Source organism: Candidatus Omnitrophota bacterium, from assembly GCA_028693815.1.
Lineage (GTDB): Bacteria > Omnitrophota > Gorgyraeia > Zapsychrales > Aceulaceae > Aceula.
In genome coordinates, this window is record JAQUUP010000003.1 from 114,964 (window position 1) to 129,946 (window position 14,983).

The window sequence follows — 14,983 nt, forward strand, 5'->3', positions numbered from 1 at the left end:
TTAAGATATTAAAAACTTTTCAACTTTTTTGTTAAACTCTTCAGACTTTATTAAGAATGGAAAATGCCCACAATCTTCCATAAACTCAATGGTTGCCTTTGGAACAATATTTCCAATAAATTTCAGAGAACTTTGCGAACAAATATAATCTTTTCGACCAGCTAAAAAAAGAATGGGAATATTCACACTCTCTGCAAATTCTGTTAAATCCCCTTCTTTTAACATTTCCAAAAAACTTTCAAGCGCTTCTCTTTGTGGCACTTTTTCCTGTTTTCGAAATTGATGAATCCATTTAAATTTCTCACTCTCCCGCTCTTGAAGCGTAAACAAAGAACGAAAAAAAATATCAAGGATACCTGGGTATTTTGTCTGGATCTGCTGTTTTAATTTATTCATCTCAAATTCTGTTAACCCCAAAGGACGCTTTTGTGTTTTTAAGAATTTAGGAAGAGACCCAATCATTGCGAGCTTCTCAACTCGCTGTGGAAACAATTGTGCTATTTTAAGACCAACAAATCCACCCATAGAGCTTCCAACAATACTAAATTTGTTGATACCAATCACATCAGCGATATCTTTAATTCCAGTAGCAATGTCATCAAAAGTTATTTCTTTCCAATTCGTTTTTCCGTGCCCTGGCAAATCCACAAGAACAACTTTATATTCTTGAGAAAAGTATCTTGCCTGCTGGCTAAAAACCCGCATGTTTGCAGCCCATCCATGAATGAAAAAAATACAATTTCCTTTTCCCAGCACATTATAATGCCAACGAATATTTTCTTTTGTTATGAGATAAGACATAATTCTTTTCCTATTCTTTGAAGAGTCTCAATAACAAAATCGATATCTTCTTTTGTATGAGATGCCGTAACTGTTACACGTAACCGCGCGGTCTTTGCAGGCACCGTTGGAGGACGAATTGCCTGAATAAAAATCCCTGCATCAAAAAGCTTTTGAGAAAACCTAAGCGCCAAAGATTCGTCTTTGACAATAATGGGAATAATCGGCGTGCAGGAATCAAGCGTATCAAATCCCATCTGCTTTAATTCTTTTCTTAGCCTCTGGCTATGACCTAAAACTAACGACCGGCGCTGAGGCTCAGATTGAATAATCTCGATCGCCTTAATCGAAGCCGCTGCAACTGAAGGCGGCATGGCCGTAGTATAAATAAAGCTGTGTGCTTTATTCATAAAAAACTGTATCATTTCTTTCGCACCACAACAATACGCCCCAAAAGACCCAGCCGCTTTACTTAGTGTCCCCATCTGAATATCGATTTCTTTTTCAACTCCAAAATGCTCAGCTAATCCTTTTCCTTGTTTTCCTAAAACACCAAAACTATGAGCTTCATCAACCATAACAAGGGCATCGTGCTTTTTTGCCAAAAAAACAATTTTATCCAAAGGGGCGATATCTCCATCCATGCTAAAAACACTGTCGGTTACAATAAGCCTTTTTCTATATCCTTTTGCCTCTTGAAGCCTTTTCTCAAGAATATCCATATCCCGGTGAGGATAACGCTTAAAAGCTGCTCGGCTCAAAACAATGCCATCAACAATAGAGGCATGATTTAGCCGATCTGAAAAAACAACATCTTCTCTTGTGCATACGCTCGAAAGAATCCCAACATTCGCCATATACCCTGTGCTGAAAACAAGACAATCTTCGCTTCCCTTAAATTGTGCAATTGTTTTTTCTAATTGCCTGTGCACATCAAAATTCCCGCACACCAAACGCGATGCCCCTGACCCAAAACCCTGATTTTCCAAAGACTGCTCTGCCGCATCACACAAACGGACATCATCCGCTAAGCCTAAATAATTATTCGAACAAAAATTTAAGACATCTTTTCCGTCAATCAAGATTCGTCTAGATTGCTTTCCTGATACGTTTCTAAAAGAACGTCTCAACCCCTTAGACTCTAATTCTACTAATGTTCGATTAATAAGATTTGTATTCATTGTTTTTTACCGAAGATGAATAATTTCTCCAGAGGTTCTTTTAATTATCGTTTTATCTTTTTGCTCAATTAAAAGAGCACCTTGAGCATCAATATCGACCGCATATCCTTCAACGAAACCAGAAGGTTGGATAACTCTAACATATTTTCCTAATGTTTCAGATAGCTCACGCCACTCATCAAAAATAGGCACAAAGCCTTGATCCTGAAACAACACATAATATCGCTCAACTTCTCTTAATATTTCTTGCAATAATTTAACACGCGAGACTTTTTTTCCTTTTTGAATAAGAATAGAAGTCGCTTCTTTAGGCAAAGAACTCTTTGACTCATTAACATTAATGCCGATTCCAACAACAACAAAATTAATTCGATCAACTTCTCCGTTAAGTTCTGTTAAAATACCAGCAACTTTTTCCTGATCAATCACAAGGTCATTCGGCCACTTTATTCTTACAGAAACATTGCATACTTTTTTAATCGCCCTAGACACAGCAACAGACAAAAGAAGCGTTAACCCCGAAATCTCGTACAGAAGCGCTTTTGGACGCAAAAGAATAGAAAAATACAAACCCTTGCCCTTAGAGGACAACCATTGTCTACCAAGCCTACCGCGTCCCTTAGTCTGGGTTTCAGCACAAGCCACAAATCCTTCTGGTGAACCATCGAAAGCTTTTTGAGATACGATATCCATGGTTGAGCCGATAGAATCATAGCAAGCAATATCGATACCTATAATCTTCGTTTGTAGCCCTGCTTTAATCGTATCAGGCAAAAGCTTGTCAGGACACATAATGAGCCTATACCCACGGCGAGGAATAGCCTCAATCTTATATCCATCTTCGCGCAAGTTCTTAATATGTTTCCAAACAGCGCTTCGGCTCAAAGACAAGGTTCTGCTTATCTCTTCTCCGGAAAGAAACTCTTTTGAACTCCTTAAAGACTGAAGGATTCTTTGCTTCATAAAATATGCTTTCTTTTTAAGAAATCATATTACAGTTATTGGCCTATATTGTCAACCACATTACTTTCTATGGTTGACAATCAAAAAGACGGGTTCATTGACAAAATTTTCGTCAAATGCTATATTGGGGAACATCTTTAGACGCAAATATTTCGTGAAGTTTTGGGGCTGGCTGATTAACCTTAAATTTACATAGCGGAAATTGGCACGCACCCAATTCATCTAAATTGAACATTGAGAAAATTGGGGCTGGCTGATTTATCTTAATTTCAAACAAAGGAAATCAGCACGTCCGCAAAACCATGCCGAATTAAAAATAGCGGAAGTTTTGGGGCTGTAGCTCAGCTGGGAGAGTACTTGCATGGCATGCAAGGGGTCGAGGGTTCGAATCCCTCCAGCTCCACCAAAACAATTTCTTTGAAAACTTGCTGGAGTGGCGGAACTGGTATACGCGCTGGTCTCAAAAACCAGTGTCTTCACGGGCATGAGGGTTCGACTCCCTCCTCCAGCACTTAACTTTCTTTCTCTCGTCTCTATACCTCCTTTTTTAATTGTTTTAGTCACCAGATTAGTCACTGCTCTTTGGGCTTAGCCCTATATCTAATTCAAGAATTTCTCTATTCTTTTTTACAACTTCTGAGTCTGGGTGAGCATAGTTCTCATCAATCGTTCTTGTACTTCTATGCCCTGTGGTCTCTGCAATATTTATAGAAGAAACGCCTGCTGCTTTTAACAACGTCACAACATAATGTCTGAAGATATGAGGGTAGAAGTTAGTCTTTATGTCCAGTTCTTTCATGCCTCTTTTCATCAGCTTGCGTGTTTGGTCTATACCAACATGCCCTGATTTGCACTTCTTACTCTTAGAAGGAAATAAGAATCCATCTTCTTTGTATAGCCTTTTTCGTTTTAGATACAGAATGTGCTCATTAATAACCTCGCATTGCCGCTCGCCTAGCTTAATGTAGTCTTCTTCTTTAGCTTTATGAATAAACAGATATAGTCTTTTATTCTTTAAATCAATATCTTTCATCTTTAGTGTAACAATATCTTTTCTACGCCAGCCCTGCGTTGCTAAGAAATAGACTATCAAGAGGTGTATATAGGCATTTTCCTTGAACCAATAAATCATCCTTAGCACTTCTTCTTTGGATGGCGGTCTTTTCTGCCTCTTAACTTCCTTCAAATAGGAAACTTCTTTAAACACATTCTTTGGAATTATTTGCTTGTCTTTGGCTTTTTCCCACGCCTCACGCAATAATCTAAGAGCACCATTTGTTGATGAAGATGAGTAATTGTTATCTTGCATCCATTTCTTAAACTCTTCGACCATATCAGCTGTAACTTTGTGCATAAAGGCATCAGGATGCTTTTTTTCTAAAAACCTACAAAAGTTTCTAGCGTGGTCACTGAATCTCTTTACCGTTCCAATAGCAATGCTTTTTTTGTTAATAAAGTCTTCTAAATACTCTTTAACAACCCAATTCTTGCTCATCGGCTTTTGACCAATAGCTTCAAGACGCCTACATTCTTTTAAAGCGTTTCTATATGCAGGAAAATCGGCTTTTTTAAGATAAACAGAAAACTTCTCTCCATCTATATAATAAAAACCTTGCCAACTAGACTTATTATTTCCTTTTCGTCTTACCCCAGCCATGCTATTTCCTGTCAGCTTGTAGATTTTTTATAGCATTTTCATAGTCGTATCTCGGCTTTCTTCCGACCCAATAGACAGCGTCTTTGAAAGCACCTTTTCTGCGAAGATAGTCTATGTTACGTTCAGTAGTGTTTGCTCTTTTTGCAAACTCTGGTGTATCTATTAACTGTTGAACCATTGTTATTTCCCTCCCTCTGTTAAGCTAATCACACAATCTTCGAATTTGTTTGAATAATCTTTTAAAATTTTCCATTTATCGACTGGAAAATCAGTGTCCCACTCAGATTCACAAACAATAGTAGCGACTTTTAAACGATACGTCATACAGCCCCCTGTAGTTGGAGTTCCTGCAATTTACGAATAGCAGATACTCTGATTTTCTTTTGTTTATGCTTAAGCAAATCATTAGTGATGTGATTTGCGTCTGTAGAATTCTTAATAGACTCCATCGCTTCATGATAAATGTCCCAACGCTCTTGATAGTTCTTCTTAGAACGATTCCCTTTTTCCTCGTAAACCCTAGGAGGTCTGCCCAGAGTTTTTCCCTCAGCTCTTGCTCTTTTAAGTCCGTCAATCGTTCTTTCTCTGATAATCTCTCGTTCAAAGTCGCAAAATGCGGCTATGATATGAAATTGCAACTTTCCTGTAGCAGTTGAAAAATCTATGTTTTCTTTCAGAGAAACGAACACAATTCCTTTGTCTATAAATTCCTGCATATCACTTACAATGATTTTAAGTGACCTCTCCCATCGAGAAAGAGAATAAACAAGAACACCGTCAAATTCTTTCTTCCTCAAGCGATTCATAAGTTTCTGCTTGATTGGTCTTGTTCCCCTTGTAGATTCTTTTTCTTCAAAGATTTCATAAGTAAACCCACATTTCTTAGCATATTCTTCGCATTGCGTTTTTTGCATCGAATAGTTCTGGTCGCCTGTGCTGACACGAACTAGTATTGCAAAGTGCGGTTTCTTCTTGCCATCATTTTTTATTGCATTAAGTTTTTCTGTCAGTTCTGGACTCATCTTTTTTCTCCTCGTGCGATTGTTCTTGGAGTACTTCTTTGTTTAATTTTAGAAATTCAATCTTGTCAGCTACATCCTGAACCGTCTGACGAGCAGCGATATATTTAGCTGTAGCCTCAAAAATCTTCTGCTCTCGAAATGCTTTCTCTTTTATTTCAAATGGCATTCTTTCAACACTCTTCTCGAATGTTGCTTTGGCATCGTTCAACATTGTTTGAGCCAAACGAAGCCCGTCTATGATTTCTTTTTCGTTAGTCATCGCCATTTTCTATTTCCTTTTTTCAATTTGTTAATTTAATTCTCGACTAATTTTAATCCATACAACTCGTTTGAAGTGCATTCCAAAACGTCAATCAACTTTGAAACTTCATATGAATCAGGTTCCGATTTTTCTAACTCCCAATCACTGACCTTTTTTTCATGCACACCGATTGCTTTACCAACGTCATACTGACGAAGACCTTTGATTAATCTAACCGTCCTTAATCCCGATACTCTCATGATTACCTCCTTCTTATTCTTAACTGTTGTTGAATTCCCTGATTAAAAAAATATTTCCTGCCTCAAATCTAGGATAAGCACTCGAACTTGCAAAACACATATATTTTTTTGACACATCATAGCCGCTTCATCGACCAGCTAATATTTTGCGTTCGTCTATCCTCAATCTTTCAAAGAACAATCAATGTATTAGTTAGCCAGCTAACTAAGAATATAACACATCAAAATAATAAGTCAAGAAGAAATTAGTTGTCTAGCGAATTAATACTGCTATAATATTTTTATGAAGATTGGCGAAAAAATAAAAAAGCTCAGAGGTAAACAAAAAGCATACGAATTTGCCCATGATATTGGAATAACACCACCATACCTGTCTGAAATCGAAACCAAAGGCAAAATCCCTTCTCTTGAGGTGATGAGGAGAATAGCTTTGTATTTTGACGATATATTTCTTTTAGAAGATTACATAGCAGAGAAATACCCTGAAGTTTTAAAAATCCAAAAAGAAATAGTTAAGCATATTGAGATTTGGGATAACGAAGCTGATAACCACAGAAAAAGCCTAAAAGAATAACCAACATTTCAAAGAACAAACCCCACCTATTAGATTGAATAGTCTTCCTATAGTATGTACCCAAAAAACTTTAGTTTTGCTTCTCTTTGCTCTTTTCTTATTGCCCTAAATTATTGATATGGAGCAACTTAGGAATGTTGATTTAGAAGTAATTCTATAATTGGTGTAAACTATTAGGATTGAATAACCTATGAAATATGAATGCTGTCAACGATTCACACTTATTCTGTAAATCATTTAGAATAAACACATTACAACAATGTTCTTTTCACTGATAAAATAATTTCTTAAGTCTTTTATCTTCAATGGTTTATAATATAGAAAATGAGTAAAAAAGACGTAAATAACTACTTTTCTTGATTATTCTAAAAACCCACTTTTCCGAAGAATGTGCCCCATCGCTTCAGAGCCAGCCTTAACAGTACCACCACCACTTCTAAGTTTTTGAATAGCCGATGCAAAGTCAGCACTTGGCTGAGAATAGGCGCTTGGACTACCTGCACCCTCGACGACAGTCTGACGCTGTAATTTAGCAACTTTGTTTCGCAAGGCCTGAGTTTCTTTGGCTCTGTGCTCAAGGGTTCCTCTGGAAAGGTCAGCAGCAGCTAAACGTGCAGCCGCAGAAAGCCCACTTGGATGATTTGTTATATTAGGGTCTGAGAAGAAATATTGCTTTGTTCTTTGAAACAATTGACTCTTTTCATTCCAACCGCCTTTAGGGTCAAACATCTCGGGATAAAGATTTTTAACTTCATAAACAGCCTGCTCCCTAGCCTGATTATATTGTTTCTGAGCTTCAAGGTTTTGCCATTCATTTCTGATTTTTTGTGTAAGGTCATTATCTTCGAGTTTTTTATACTCGGCAGCAGCCCATGCCTTTGATTGAGGGTCGTCAGTATATTCATAAAATGCAGAGAGTTGGTCGAGGGTATATTCAGGCTGAGCTTCTTGAACTTGTTGTTGACGTAATTGTTCAGCCTCTCTCTCTGCTTTGGCTTGCTTACGACGAGCTTCTGCTAATCTATTTCTAAGAGGAACTCCCTTCTCATCTTTTTCATTTAATTCCTCGTCAGTAAACTCTTCAGAATAATCTCTAGTCTTTTTAATGTCTTCTTCACTCACTTCAGGTTCTTCTAATTGAGTATCAATCTCAACATCAGTAGGCGTTTCATAAACTTCTTCTGTTGACACTTCTGGTGTTTCTTGTGTTTCTTGAATATTTTGCTCGTCCATATTTTCTCCTTTTTATAAACTATAAATGTCGCCCATGTCTTCCATGGTTGCTCTTCTGATTTTTTTATTACATTCTTCTTGCTCTCGAGCGGATAAAGAATTTTTAGATGGTCTTCCTAAACGAGGGTCACCATCTATTTTACGTTTTATCTCTTCTTCTCGGTGTTTTCTCTCTTGTGCTTCAGCTTCAAATCTCTCTTTTCTTTGTTCCAATGTTTCTGCGTCCGCGACAACAGTTTTTTTCATTCCTGAAATAACATCTGCAAGTCTGTCATTAGCTTTTTGTGATTCTTCTCTAGAGAGTTCTCCTGCCATATCTCCACGAAATTGTGCTTCTAATAAAACTTGAGCATTTTCAATTGTTGGACGCATATCAAAATTCGTTTGGGCAAGTTTTAATCTATTCTCTTCGTCGGGTGTCCATCCTTTTCTGACTTTCTCTCCAAAGACATTTTCAAAGGCTTCATGCTTTTTCTCATCAAGCGAAAGTTCCGATACAATCAAATTCGTTTCATCTTCTGTATTGCCAATAGCTTGTGCTTTAGCAATTTCTTTTTGTAGAATAGAATTTAACTCTGCAACCTTGGTTCGATAAGCTATTCTGTTTTCAGGTGTGTTTTCTTTAATCATATTCTTTCTAAGACGCTGATATTCTTCAATGTCATCTGAATAACCTTTCTTATTTAAATACATCGTACAACCTTTTTCGAATTTTTCTTCTTCGCTAAACATAAAACAACTCCTTCTGGTATTGCTTGATACCTTTGGTGATTAATTGAAATTATTGGATTAATTTATAACTTAGGTTTACTCAATGTTTTACTAATTTCATCATCAATAAAATCATTGACTATTTTTTTAGCTTTGGGGCTGCTAAGCAAATCTTCAATCTTTGCAGTATCTTCGTTCTTTAGATACTTTTGGAACTTTTTAATAATGTCTTGCTTAATCATTTAACTAGAAGTGAAGATATTTTCATAAATAATAATATTATAACCGAGAAAATTACAGCCGCTCCACAAATTCTTAAAAGCTTTCTATTTGCTTCTCGCTGCTTAGCCTTTTCTTTTGCTTTTCTTTCTTTCCACTGTGGAGAATTTGGGTCTGACATTCCTTTTAGGAAATCTTCTCCAACATTTTTCATAATTTCTTTTACTGCAGGAGAATTAAATATATCATCAAGCTCTTTTTTCTCTGCCGCTCTCTGCTCTGGTGACTTGCTGTGCTCTCTCAAATAATCTTCATATGTCTCATATGCCCTGCAACGAAATCCATCTTCTTCGTAATACCTTTCTGATGTTTTTAAGCTAATAGCAGGGTTGTCGTTTCTTTTCCAAAACTCAAAATCAGCCTGACTTACAAATTCATAGTTTTCTATCTTTTTTCGTAATTCCCTAACTTTATTTCTATCCGTAAAATCAATAAACATACCCTCTCCTATTTCTCGTTATCGAGTTCCATCGTAATAAACTAACTCAAGCGCTCCATCATTATCTAAATCATCATAATGAACTTCTTCTCCTATCCAAAGAAGTCTAGTCTCAATCTCCTCAACTGTATCTGAAACAGAAAAGGTTCTGATAGCAACAAACCAAGGCGGATGATTAGAAAGCACGTCTGGACGCTCTATACAAACAAAGTTCGAAATCCCATCTCCTAGAATATCGTCAAAGGCTTTTGGTTGAGACTCTAAACTTCCCCTTTGTGCAAGCCAAAAATAGAATGGCTGAACAAAAGTTTCATCACCCATCCAATCTTCTTTCAAGATATCCCTCTGGTGCTTAGGGAGAATGGTATGAATAACTTTTCCATCTTTTAAAATATTTATATATTTACCGAATTCTTCAGATTCAGCAAACTGATACTCTTGAGCAAAACACAAAGTCGGTAGAAACAATAAAGATAATATGATTATTAATTTATTCATTGATACTATTAACAAGTTTCTCGATAGCGTCTAGGTCTTTAGAACAAACATCAACAAAAGATTGTGGAACATCTTTTTCTTGCTGCAATCTTTCGATAGCTGTTTTTAAAGATGTGAGTTTATTGCGTAATTCTGCTTTGAGCTCGTAAGCGTTCATTATTCTTTGCTCGCTATGAGGAGAATTAGTTTTTTCATTATTTTAATATTTCAAGAAGAAACATTTTGTTCTCAAGGTCGTCTAAACTTCTTTCAAGATTTCCGATTGCCTCAGTCTTGCTCATCAATTGTCCGCACTTAGGACAAGTATAAATAGTTATAAATGAATCTTTTATCAACATATTAAAACAATAATTACAATTATTACATTTCCCGCGGACAATTCCTTCAAGTGTGTTCATTTCTCCCATAGCCCATAGAATCTCTGGGAAATCATCTGTATAATTAATTTCTCTAACATATTGCATCAATTCCTCAACGGAAAGCTTTCCAGTATAATAATCTGGCGAGAGAGATAGTTTGACCTTGGCTTTCGATGGCGATAGTTGTTGCAGTTGATTAGTCGCACACCCAGCTAAAAACAAACACAATGAAACAGTCAATAACTTTTTCATAGCCCTCTCCTTTTAACCTACATTTGGGAAAACTTCAAGACTGTCATGTGTCGAACCTTCTAATCTAAGCAAATCTAAAATAAATTTTATCATTGGTACCTTAGCATTAGGAGCATTTCTAACAAAATAATCTATCGCTATATCTGTGGCAGATTGAAACTTTCCCATATCAGGAATACTAAAATGTTCACCAGTGTTTCTTTCAATTTCTTCCAATGATTCGCTAATAAATTGACTCTTCTCGTGTAATTTTAATTGATTCCAATTTTGAACAGTTACATCATAACCATTTTGTTGAGATTCCTCTGGGGGAAAGAATGCTGATTGAGCAAAAGCAAGCGTTGGAAGAAACAATAAAACTAGTATGATTATTACTTTTTTCACAGTCCTCTCATCTACTATTAAGAATCGTTTCATTATTCTTTAAAATAATAGAGCACAGTTAAGATAAGACTTAAAAAAATTATAGTAAATGTAATAAGACGATAAAGTCTAGTGGCACCCTGCTCTCTTTCATCAAGAATAAGGTCTATCCTGCTTATAAGATTCCTAAGCCATGTTCCCCCATCAGCATTAAAACGATGTGTAAAAGGATGTGTTTTCCATTCCTTTAGTTCTTTAGTTGATAGAGCTTTTAGCTCCTTATCAGTGTATTCTTTTAATGGCTCTGGATTCACTTCTTTAGCCTTCTTTTTTATTTATTTGCTTCCTCATTTGTTTTATTTAATGCTTTCTCTATTCTTTTTAAGTCTTCTTTCATTTCAAGATGATTCGGCTCAAGTTCAAGCCCTCTCTTTATGTAATCATAAGCACTATTATAATCACCTAACTTATATAGAATTTCTGCCTTTGTCGATAGAAAGATTCCATTATCTGGATACATCTCTAAAGCTTTGTCAACTAACTCTATGCCTCTTTCCAGCTCTATGCCTTTCTTGTATAATCCATAAGCTTCATTATTATATTTCACTGCCAGAACTAATTGTTTATCTGTTGCTATATCGAAAATTCTTTTATCATTTCCTTGAATCTTGACATAAACTTTTCGCCTAGTGTTCTCTCCAAAAAATTGAAACGATGCTGCAACTAAAGGTGGAAATACAGCTCTCAAGTCTCCTGACCAGCCAGAACTTTCAATCTCAGTTTTCCAAAGTTGAGTGTTTTGATTTGCCTTATTTGTTATATCAAAATCATATGCCTCAAGATTAATATATCTTCTATATGTAACAGTTGTTATCTGCTGAAGACTTGAACCAACAGTTCCATAAGTTGGCATATACGTTGTTGATGCAGAAAAATTGGTATTATTGCCAAAAGAATACGCATTTCCTGTTGTATAAGAAGACGAGACACCTGTCTGTCCATATATTGGCACAGAATAAGTATAGGTATGTTCCACAGGATTCCCTATACCATAGCTTAGAAATATAATTGCATTTGCTTCCTCTGGTTTATCAACAATTTTAAAGCCTTTTTCAGCAAGACCTCTCTTTACATAGGTAGCGAACTCAATAAACTGCAAATCATCAGAAGTTGTTCCTTTGTTTCCTGAGGCAACTAAATAATTCTTGCTAGCAGGAGCTATTCTTCCCCCAGCCAAAGAACTCACACCTACCTCATAATACACAGTTGAACACCCCGCTAAAAACAAACACAATAAAACAATTAATAATTTCTTCATAGCCCCCTCCTATTTCTCATATCATATCACTACAAAGAAACAGAGGCAAGAAACACCACAAAAACCTTTATCTCTCAAGAGCTTTCTGCTGCTTTCTTAAATCATTTATCTGTTTTTCCATCTGAACATGAATAAAAATTTTATCCCACCTATCTTCTTTCTTGCCTCTGGGCATGCCTAACTCAATTTCAAGGCTTCTAAGTTTTTGAAGTCCTTCATCTAAACTTCTTCCTTCAGAGAATGCCCAGTCAGAAATAACTTTTAGCTTTTTAGCTTCGGTATCATTTAATTTTGTTGGGCTAGTCTTAAAAAAATGCAGAATATCTTTCTTGATTCCTCTCCAACCATCTTTTTGTTCCTCATGAAGTTTTTCAATCAAAGTTCTTTGTTGACCTGACTCCATATCAATAAAAGTTGTTTTCTTGATATTTTGTTCTTCGTCATCTTCTTGAATATTTTTAAAAATATCTTTAATTCTGTCTTCCATGTTTCCTTTCTAAGAGGCGTTTTCAGCCCCTATAATTTTCTTCAATTTACACATAAAACGACTAAGGCAGGCTACCCTAGCCACTTGCTTAAATCACTGAAATAAGGTCGGCTAAGCTACCCTTTAAAAGCCCTAAGCTATAATTTAAAAACCTTAGATTTTAGTTTGAAAGATTGTATTGATTGTTGAGGAACTTAACTAAATCTTCTTCTACGAAAAATCTTCTATCTCCAACTTCAAAACACTTAAGTCCTAAGGTAACCCAATTACCTACTACCCTGCTTTTTTCTTTTTTTAGTGGCAGTCCCATTTTTTCGCAAAGCTCTACTTCTGACCAAACATCCTGCATCTTCTCGATTTTGTTCATGTGTTTCCTCCTCGATAAAAGTTGATAATAATTTAGCTTTCTGATTAAAGCCTTTTTCTAATAATATGGTGTGAATCGTATTTAGCTTTTCATTTGGTGTATTTCCTAGCCTGTAGGTACACTTCCAACAGATAATAGATTCAGCATCTTTGTCGTAGTTATAGGTCAGTTCTTTTTCACACAAATCGCAGCATTTCATTTCATTTTCCTTTCTATTTTGTTTGTGACAAAATTGATATTTTGTGATTTAATATAGGTATTAACAAAGGGGATTTTATGAAAAAATTATTATTGATTATTCTGTGTTTAGGATTAGTTGGTTGTACAACCATTCCTTCTGTTAAAATTTATTCTGAAACAGACCTCAGCTATAATTTGTCTAAAGTCGACCCAATTTATGTCGTTCTTAAAAACTCCGATGAAAAAATCGTTACTATACCAGAAAGAAATTTCTTTTATCTTCTAAAATCACTGATGATTGAGAATGGGTTCAACGTTGTCGAAAAAGCAACAGATTCAAAATATTTTTTAAATTTTTTCGAAGGTTCAAAAACATTTGAATCGAGCTATACTTCTTTTGTTCCCACAACATCAACAACTCGAGGAAGCATAGGCAACACTCCTTATTCAAGCACAACAACATCTTCAGCACCTATCTCCTCTACTTCAAGCTATTCTATGACAGGTCTTGCTCTCACTTTGTTTTCAACCGAAGAGTGGGCAGCGAAAAAGAAGTTTGTAGTCTGGCAAGGAACAGCAGTTGAATATGAATACACATATGAAAAATACAAAAAAGAAATTATTCAAGCCTTATTGGATTACTTTGGGACGAATTGCGATATAAGGATTCCAATAAAACTGCCAGAAGACCCAAAACAAACAAAAGACAACAAATAAAGAACTCTCTGCAAGGGAGAAATAAATGAAACTTACTGAAATAACTAACAAATTAACTGATAAAACAACTTGGATAATGCTTTTGCTTATAGTCGCTGGATGCTCTCTTTTATATGGTTTATCCGAATTTATCTATAACTATCAAGCCGCTACTCCAACTGCGAGCATATTAGAAGCAGTCTTTGTTCTATTTTTAATAATTCTCACTCCCTTATTTTGGATATGGGAGAAAATCACTGAAATAGGATTCTGGAAAGTTATTGCATTCGGATGTTTTTTCTATGTAGTTGCTACTTACGTTGCACTCTGCGACAGAGTCAAAAATATAGAAGATAAGCTTGATGAATTACTTTCAAGAAAAGACGACAATTTTTAATGAACAAAGAAACCTTTGCAAAAAGGGAAATAAGATGGAAACTCTTTTAATAATCATTATCATTGAATTAGCTGTGCTTATTTGGTTTACGATTATGATTAGACTGCACCAGAAATATAAAAACTGATTCAGGAGGATTTATGAAACCGCTCAAAGACTCTCCCATTTGGCAGCAATGGTTATTCTATGCTTCACTTCTCTGCCTTGCATGTTTTCTACTTCAACTTATTATTCCTCGTTATTCTAAAAACGAACTCAGTCGCTTCATCTTTGATAAAACTAAAGGCAAGTTTATAGAAACAACTACGAATAGGGTTATACTCTCTGAAAAAACTAAAGAAGAAAGAAAGAAACTAAAAGAAACTAAAACAAAATCTCTAGTGGGCGAAGAAACAAGAGGACAATAATGGAAATAAATAAAGATGCATTGAGAGACTATCCAGAATTAATGTCTAAGAAATGTGAAGACTATCTTAAGAGCGATTGGGGTGAAAAGCTCGAAGAAGGATTGAAAGACCTTTTAAAATTTATTAAAGAAACAGTAAATCCATCTATAAGAAATACTCGAGAAAAGAAAAACTACACCTCTAAGCAACTTCCTCACATCATTCAAGCAAGATACAAAAATAATAAGTGTTTGAACGTGGTGGTGTGTATCTCCCAATGAAAAAGATTGGGAAGAACAACCCAAAAGCAGAATTGATTAAAGCTGACAATGAGGTAAGA

The 14,983-nt window shown here is 35.7% G+C and carries 25 protein-coding genes and 2 tRNA genes; 7 read left to right on the forward strand and 20 right to left on the reverse strand.

The features are described from left to right. The 3 genes from PHY73_01970 to PHY73_01980 are packed head-to-tail and all read right to left on the reverse strand — an operon-like array spanning position 1 to position 2,924. Positions 1-801, reverse strand: a complete 801-nt coding sequence (locus tag PHY73_01970) for an alpha/beta hydrolase (GenBank protein MDD3374473.1) — start codon at positions 799-801, stop codon at positions 1-3. Further along, positions 786-1,961, reverse strand: a complete 1,176-nt coding sequence (gene bioF / locus PHY73_01975; protein ID MDD3374474.1) for an 8-amino-7-oxononanoate synthase — start codon at positions 1,959-1,961, stop codon at positions 786-788. Before bioF ends, PHY73_01970 begins: the two co-directional genes overlap by 16 nt. Positions 1,962-1,967: 6 nt before the next feature. Then, positions 1,968-2,924: a biotin--[acetyl-CoA-carboxylase] ligase gene (locus PHY73_01980; protein ID MDD3374475.1), complete on the reverse strand. Its 957-nt coding sequence runs from the start codon at positions 2,922-2,924 to the stop codon at positions 1,968-1,970. A gap of 330 nt (positions 2,925-3,254) precedes the next feature. Here PHY73_01980 and PHY73_01985 point away from each other — a divergent pair. After that, positions 3,255-3,330: transfer RNA gene (locus PHY73_01985), tRNA-Ala, on the forward strand. A gap of 21 nt (positions 3,331-3,351) precedes the next feature. Next, positions 3,352-3,435 (forward strand) — tRNA-Leu (locus PHY73_01990). Positions 3,436-3,492: 57 nt separating this feature from the next. Here the strand turns inward: PHY73_01990 and PHY73_01995 are convergent. The 5 genes from PHY73_01995 to PHY73_02015 form a co-directional block, all read right to left on the reverse strand. Beyond that, positions 3,493-4,581: a tyrosine-type recombinase/integrase gene (locus PHY73_01995; GenBank protein ID MDD3374476.1), complete on the reverse strand. Its 1,089-nt coding sequence runs from the start codon at positions 4,579-4,581 to the stop codon at positions 3,493-3,495. Positions 4,582-4,761: 180 nt separating this feature from the next. Further along, entirely contained in the window at positions 4,762-4,905 is a 144-nt protein-coding gene (locus PHY73_02000) for a hypothetical protein (GenBank protein ID MDD3374477.1), read from the reverse strand. Next, positions 4,902-5,603, reverse strand: a complete 702-nt coding sequence (locus tag PHY73_02005; GenBank protein ID MDD3374478.1) for a recombinase family protein — start codon at positions 5,601-5,603, stop codon at positions 4,902-4,904. The genes PHY73_02000 and PHY73_02005 overlap by 4 nt, the downstream gene beginning before the upstream one ends. Beyond that, positions 5,575-5,862, reverse strand: a complete 288-nt coding sequence (locus PHY73_02010; protein ID MDD3374479.1) for a hypothetical protein — start codon at positions 5,860-5,862, stop codon at positions 5,575-5,577. Before PHY73_02010 ends, PHY73_02005 begins: the two co-directional genes overlap by 29 nt. A gap of 35 nt (positions 5,863-5,897) precedes the next feature. Then, positions 5,898-6,104, reverse strand: a complete 207-nt coding sequence (locus PHY73_02015; GenBank protein ID MDD3374480.1) for a helix-turn-helix transcriptional regulator — start codon at positions 6,102-6,104, stop codon at positions 5,898-5,900. 283 nt (positions 6,105-6,387) lie between these two features. Between PHY73_02015 and PHY73_02020 the strand changes: the two genes are divergently transcribed. Further along, positions 6,388-6,678: a helix-turn-helix transcriptional regulator gene (locus tag PHY73_02020; protein ID MDD3374481.1), complete on the forward strand. Its 291-nt coding sequence runs from the start codon at positions 6,388-6,390 to the stop codon at positions 6,676-6,678. A 360-nt stretch (positions 6,679-7,038) separates the two neighbouring features. Here the strand turns inward: PHY73_02020 and PHY73_02025 are convergent, their stop codons facing one another. The 12 genes from PHY73_02025 to PHY73_02080 all read right to left on the reverse strand — a co-directional run bounded on the left by PHY73_02025 (position 7,039) and on the right by PHY73_02080 (position 12,984). Continuing rightward, complete coding sequence (locus tag PHY73_02025) at positions 7,039-7,911, reverse strand: hypothetical protein (GenBank protein ID MDD3374482.1); 873 nt, start codon at positions 7,909-7,911, stop codon at positions 7,039-7,041. 12 nt (positions 7,912-7,923) lie between these two features. Beyond that, the gene (locus PHY73_02030) at positions 7,924-8,643 is read right to left on the reverse strand and encodes a hypothetical protein (protein ID MDD3374483.1); all 720 of its coding nucleotides are present in this window, start codon (positions 8,641-8,643) and stop codon (positions 7,924-7,926) included. Between the two features lie 62 nt (positions 8,644-8,705). Beyond that, a complete protein-coding gene (locus PHY73_02035) occupies positions 8,706-8,864 on the reverse strand; it encodes a hypothetical protein (GenBank protein ID MDD3374484.1) in 159 nt (52 codons plus the stop codon). Further along, a complete protein-coding gene (locus tag PHY73_02040; GenBank protein ID MDD3374485.1) occupies positions 8,861-9,340 on the reverse strand; it encodes a hypothetical protein in 480 nt (159 codons plus the stop codon). The genes PHY73_02035 and PHY73_02040 overlap by 4 nt, the downstream gene beginning before the upstream one ends. 18 nt (positions 9,341-9,358) lie before the next feature. Then, positions 9,359-9,838, reverse strand: a complete 480-nt coding sequence (locus tag PHY73_02045; GenBank protein ID MDD3374486.1) for a hypothetical protein — start codon at positions 9,836-9,838, stop codon at positions 9,359-9,361. Then, entirely contained in the window at positions 9,831-9,995 is a 165-nt protein-coding gene (locus PHY73_02050) for a hypothetical protein (GenBank protein MDD3374487.1), read from the reverse strand. Before PHY73_02050 ends, PHY73_02045 begins: the two co-directional genes overlap by 8 nt. 37 nt (positions 9,996-10,032) lie before the next feature. Further along, positions 10,033-10,449, reverse strand: a complete 417-nt coding sequence (locus PHY73_02055) for a hypothetical protein (protein ID MDD3374488.1) — start codon at positions 10,447-10,449, stop codon at positions 10,033-10,035. Between the two features lie 12 nt (positions 10,450-10,461). Further along, the gene (locus PHY73_02060) at positions 10,462-10,833 is read right to left on the reverse strand and encodes a hypothetical protein (GenBank protein MDD3374489.1); all 372 of its coding nucleotides are present in this window, start codon (positions 10,831-10,833) and stop codon (positions 10,462-10,464) included. 32 nt (positions 10,834-10,865) lie between these two features. Continuing rightward, on the reverse strand, positions 10,866-11,126 hold the full coding sequence (locus tag PHY73_02065; GenBank protein MDD3374490.1) for a hypothetical protein: 261 nt from the start codon (positions 11,124-11,126) through the stop codon (positions 10,866-10,868). Positions 11,127-11,143: 17 nt separating this feature from the next. After that, positions 11,144-12,130: a hypothetical protein gene (locus tag PHY73_02070; protein MDD3374491.1), complete on the reverse strand. Its 987-nt coding sequence runs from the start codon at positions 12,128-12,130 to the stop codon at positions 11,144-11,146. Between the two features lie 67 nt (positions 12,131-12,197). Beyond that, positions 12,198-12,617, reverse strand: a complete 420-nt coding sequence (locus tag PHY73_02075) for a hypothetical protein (GenBank protein ID MDD3374492.1) — start codon at positions 12,615-12,617, stop codon at positions 12,198-12,200. A gap of 160 nt (positions 12,618-12,777) precedes the next feature. Beyond that, positions 12,778-12,984, reverse strand: coding sequence for a hypothetical protein (locus tag PHY73_02080; protein MDD3374493.1), 207 nt, complete (start codon positions 12,982-12,984; stop codon positions 12,778-12,780). Positions 12,985-13,260: 276 nt separating this feature from the next. Between PHY73_02080 and PHY73_02085 the strand changes: the two genes are divergently transcribed. The 4 genes from PHY73_02085 to PHY73_02100 all read left to right on the forward strand — a co-directional run bounded on the left by PHY73_02085 (position 13,261) and on the right by PHY73_02100 (position 14,924). Further along, on the forward strand, positions 13,261-13,881 hold the full coding sequence (locus tag PHY73_02085) for a hypothetical protein (GenBank protein MDD3374494.1): 621 nt from the start codon (positions 13,261-13,263) through the stop codon (positions 13,879-13,881). Between the two features lie 25 nt (positions 13,882-13,906). Next, positions 13,907-14,257: a hypothetical protein gene (locus PHY73_02090; GenBank protein ID MDD3374495.1), complete on the forward strand. Its 351-nt coding sequence runs from the start codon at positions 13,907-13,909 to the stop codon at positions 14,255-14,257. A gap of 140 nt (positions 14,258-14,397) precedes the next feature. Beyond that, positions 14,398-14,664 carry a hypothetical protein gene (locus PHY73_02095; protein MDD3374496.1) on the forward strand — a complete coding sequence of 89 codons (267 nt, stop codon included), beginning with the start codon at positions 14,398-14,400 and terminating at the stop codon, positions 14,662-14,664. Then, positions 14,664-14,924 (forward strand): hypothetical protein, encoded by a 261-nt coding sequence (locus tag PHY73_02100; protein ID MDD3374497.1) that lies wholly within the window; start codon positions 14,664-14,666, stop codon positions 14,922-14,924. Before PHY73_02095 ends, PHY73_02100 begins: the two co-directional genes overlap by 1 nt. Positions 14,925-14,983 lie beyond the last annotated feature (59 nt).

Coding starts and splice junctions, on each gene's coding strand:
- bioF (MDD3374474.1), bottom strand. CDS start 1,961: ATGAATACAAATCTTATTAATCGAACATTAGTAGAATTAGAGTCTAAG.
- PHY73_02015 (MDD3374480.1), bottom strand. CDS start 6,104: ATGAGAGTATCGGGATTAAGGACGGTTAGATTAATCAAAGGTCTTCGT.
- PHY73_02070 (MDD3374491.1), bottom strand. CDS start 12,130: ATGAAGAAATTATTAATTGTTTTATTGTGTTTGTTTTTAGCGGGGTGT.
- PHY73_02045 (MDD3374486.1), bottom strand. CDS start 9,838: ATGAATAAATTAATAATCATATTATCTTTATTGTTTCTACCGACTTTG.
- PHY73_01970 (MDD3374473.1), bottom strand. CDS start 801: ATGTCTTATCTCATAACAAAAGAAAATATTCGTTGGCATTATAATGTG.
- PHY73_02085 (MDD3374494.1), top strand. CDS start 13,261: ATGAAAAAATTATTATTGATTATTCTGTGTTTAGGATTAGTTGGTTGT.
- PHY73_02100 (MDD3374497.1), top strand. CDS start 14,664: ATGGAAATAAATAAAGATGCATTGAGAGACTATCCAGAATTAATGTCT.
- PHY73_02000 (MDD3374477.1), bottom strand. CDS start 4,905: ATGACGTATCGTTTAAAAGTCGCTACTATTGTTTGTGAATCTGAGTGG.
- PHY73_02075 (MDD3374492.1), bottom strand. CDS start 12,617: ATGGAAGACAGAATTAAAGATATTTTTAAAAATATTCAAGAAGATGAC.
- PHY73_02020 (MDD3374481.1), top strand. CDS start 6,388: ATGAAGATTGGCGAAAAAATAAAAAAGCTCAGAGGTAAACAAAAAGCA.
- PHY73_01995 (MDD3374476.1), bottom strand. CDS start 4,581: ATGGCTGGGGTAAGACGAAAAGGAAATAATAAGTCTAGTTGGCAAGGT.
- PHY73_02055 (MDD3374488.1), bottom strand. CDS start 10,449: ATGAAAAAGTTATTGACTGTTTCATTGTGTTTGTTTTTAGCTGGGTGT.
- PHY73_02040 (MDD3374485.1), bottom strand. CDS start 9,340: ATGTTTATTGATTTTACGGATAGAAATAAAGTTAGGGAATTACGAAAA.
- PHY73_02010 (MDD3374479.1), bottom strand. CDS start 5,862: ATGACTAACGAAAAAGAAATCATAGACGGGCTTCGTTTGGCTCAAACA.
- PHY73_02080 (MDD3374493.1), bottom strand. CDS start 12,984: ATGAACAAAATCGAGAAGATGCAGGATGTTTGGTCAGAAGTAGAGCTT.
- PHY73_02090 (MDD3374495.1), top strand. CDS start 13,907: ATGAAACTTACTGAAATAACTAACAAATTAACTGATAAAACAACTTGG.
- PHY73_02050 (MDD3374487.1), bottom strand. CDS start 9,995: ATGAACGCTTACGAGCTCAAAGCAGAATTACGCAATAAACTCACATCT.
- PHY73_02095 (MDD3374496.1), top strand. CDS start 14,398: ATGAAACCGCTCAAAGACTCTCCCATTTGGCAGCAATGGTTATTCTAT.
- PHY73_01980 (MDD3374475.1), bottom strand. CDS start 2,924: ATGAAGCAAAGAATCCTTCAGTCTTTAAGGAGTTCAAAAGAGTTTCTT.
- PHY73_02025 (MDD3374482.1), bottom strand. CDS start 7,911: ATGGACGAGCAAAATATTCAAGAAACACAAGAAACACCAGAAGTGTCA.
- PHY73_02005 (MDD3374478.1), bottom strand. CDS start 5,603: ATGAGTCCAGAACTGACAGAAAAACTTAATGCAATAAAAAATGATGGC.
- PHY73_02035 (MDD3374484.1), bottom strand. CDS start 8,864: ATGATTAAGCAAGACATTATTAAAAAGTTCCAAAAGTATCTAAAGAAC.
- PHY73_02030 (MDD3374483.1), bottom strand. CDS start 8,643: ATGTTTAGCGAAGAAGAAAAATTCGAAAAAGGTTGTACGATGTATTTA.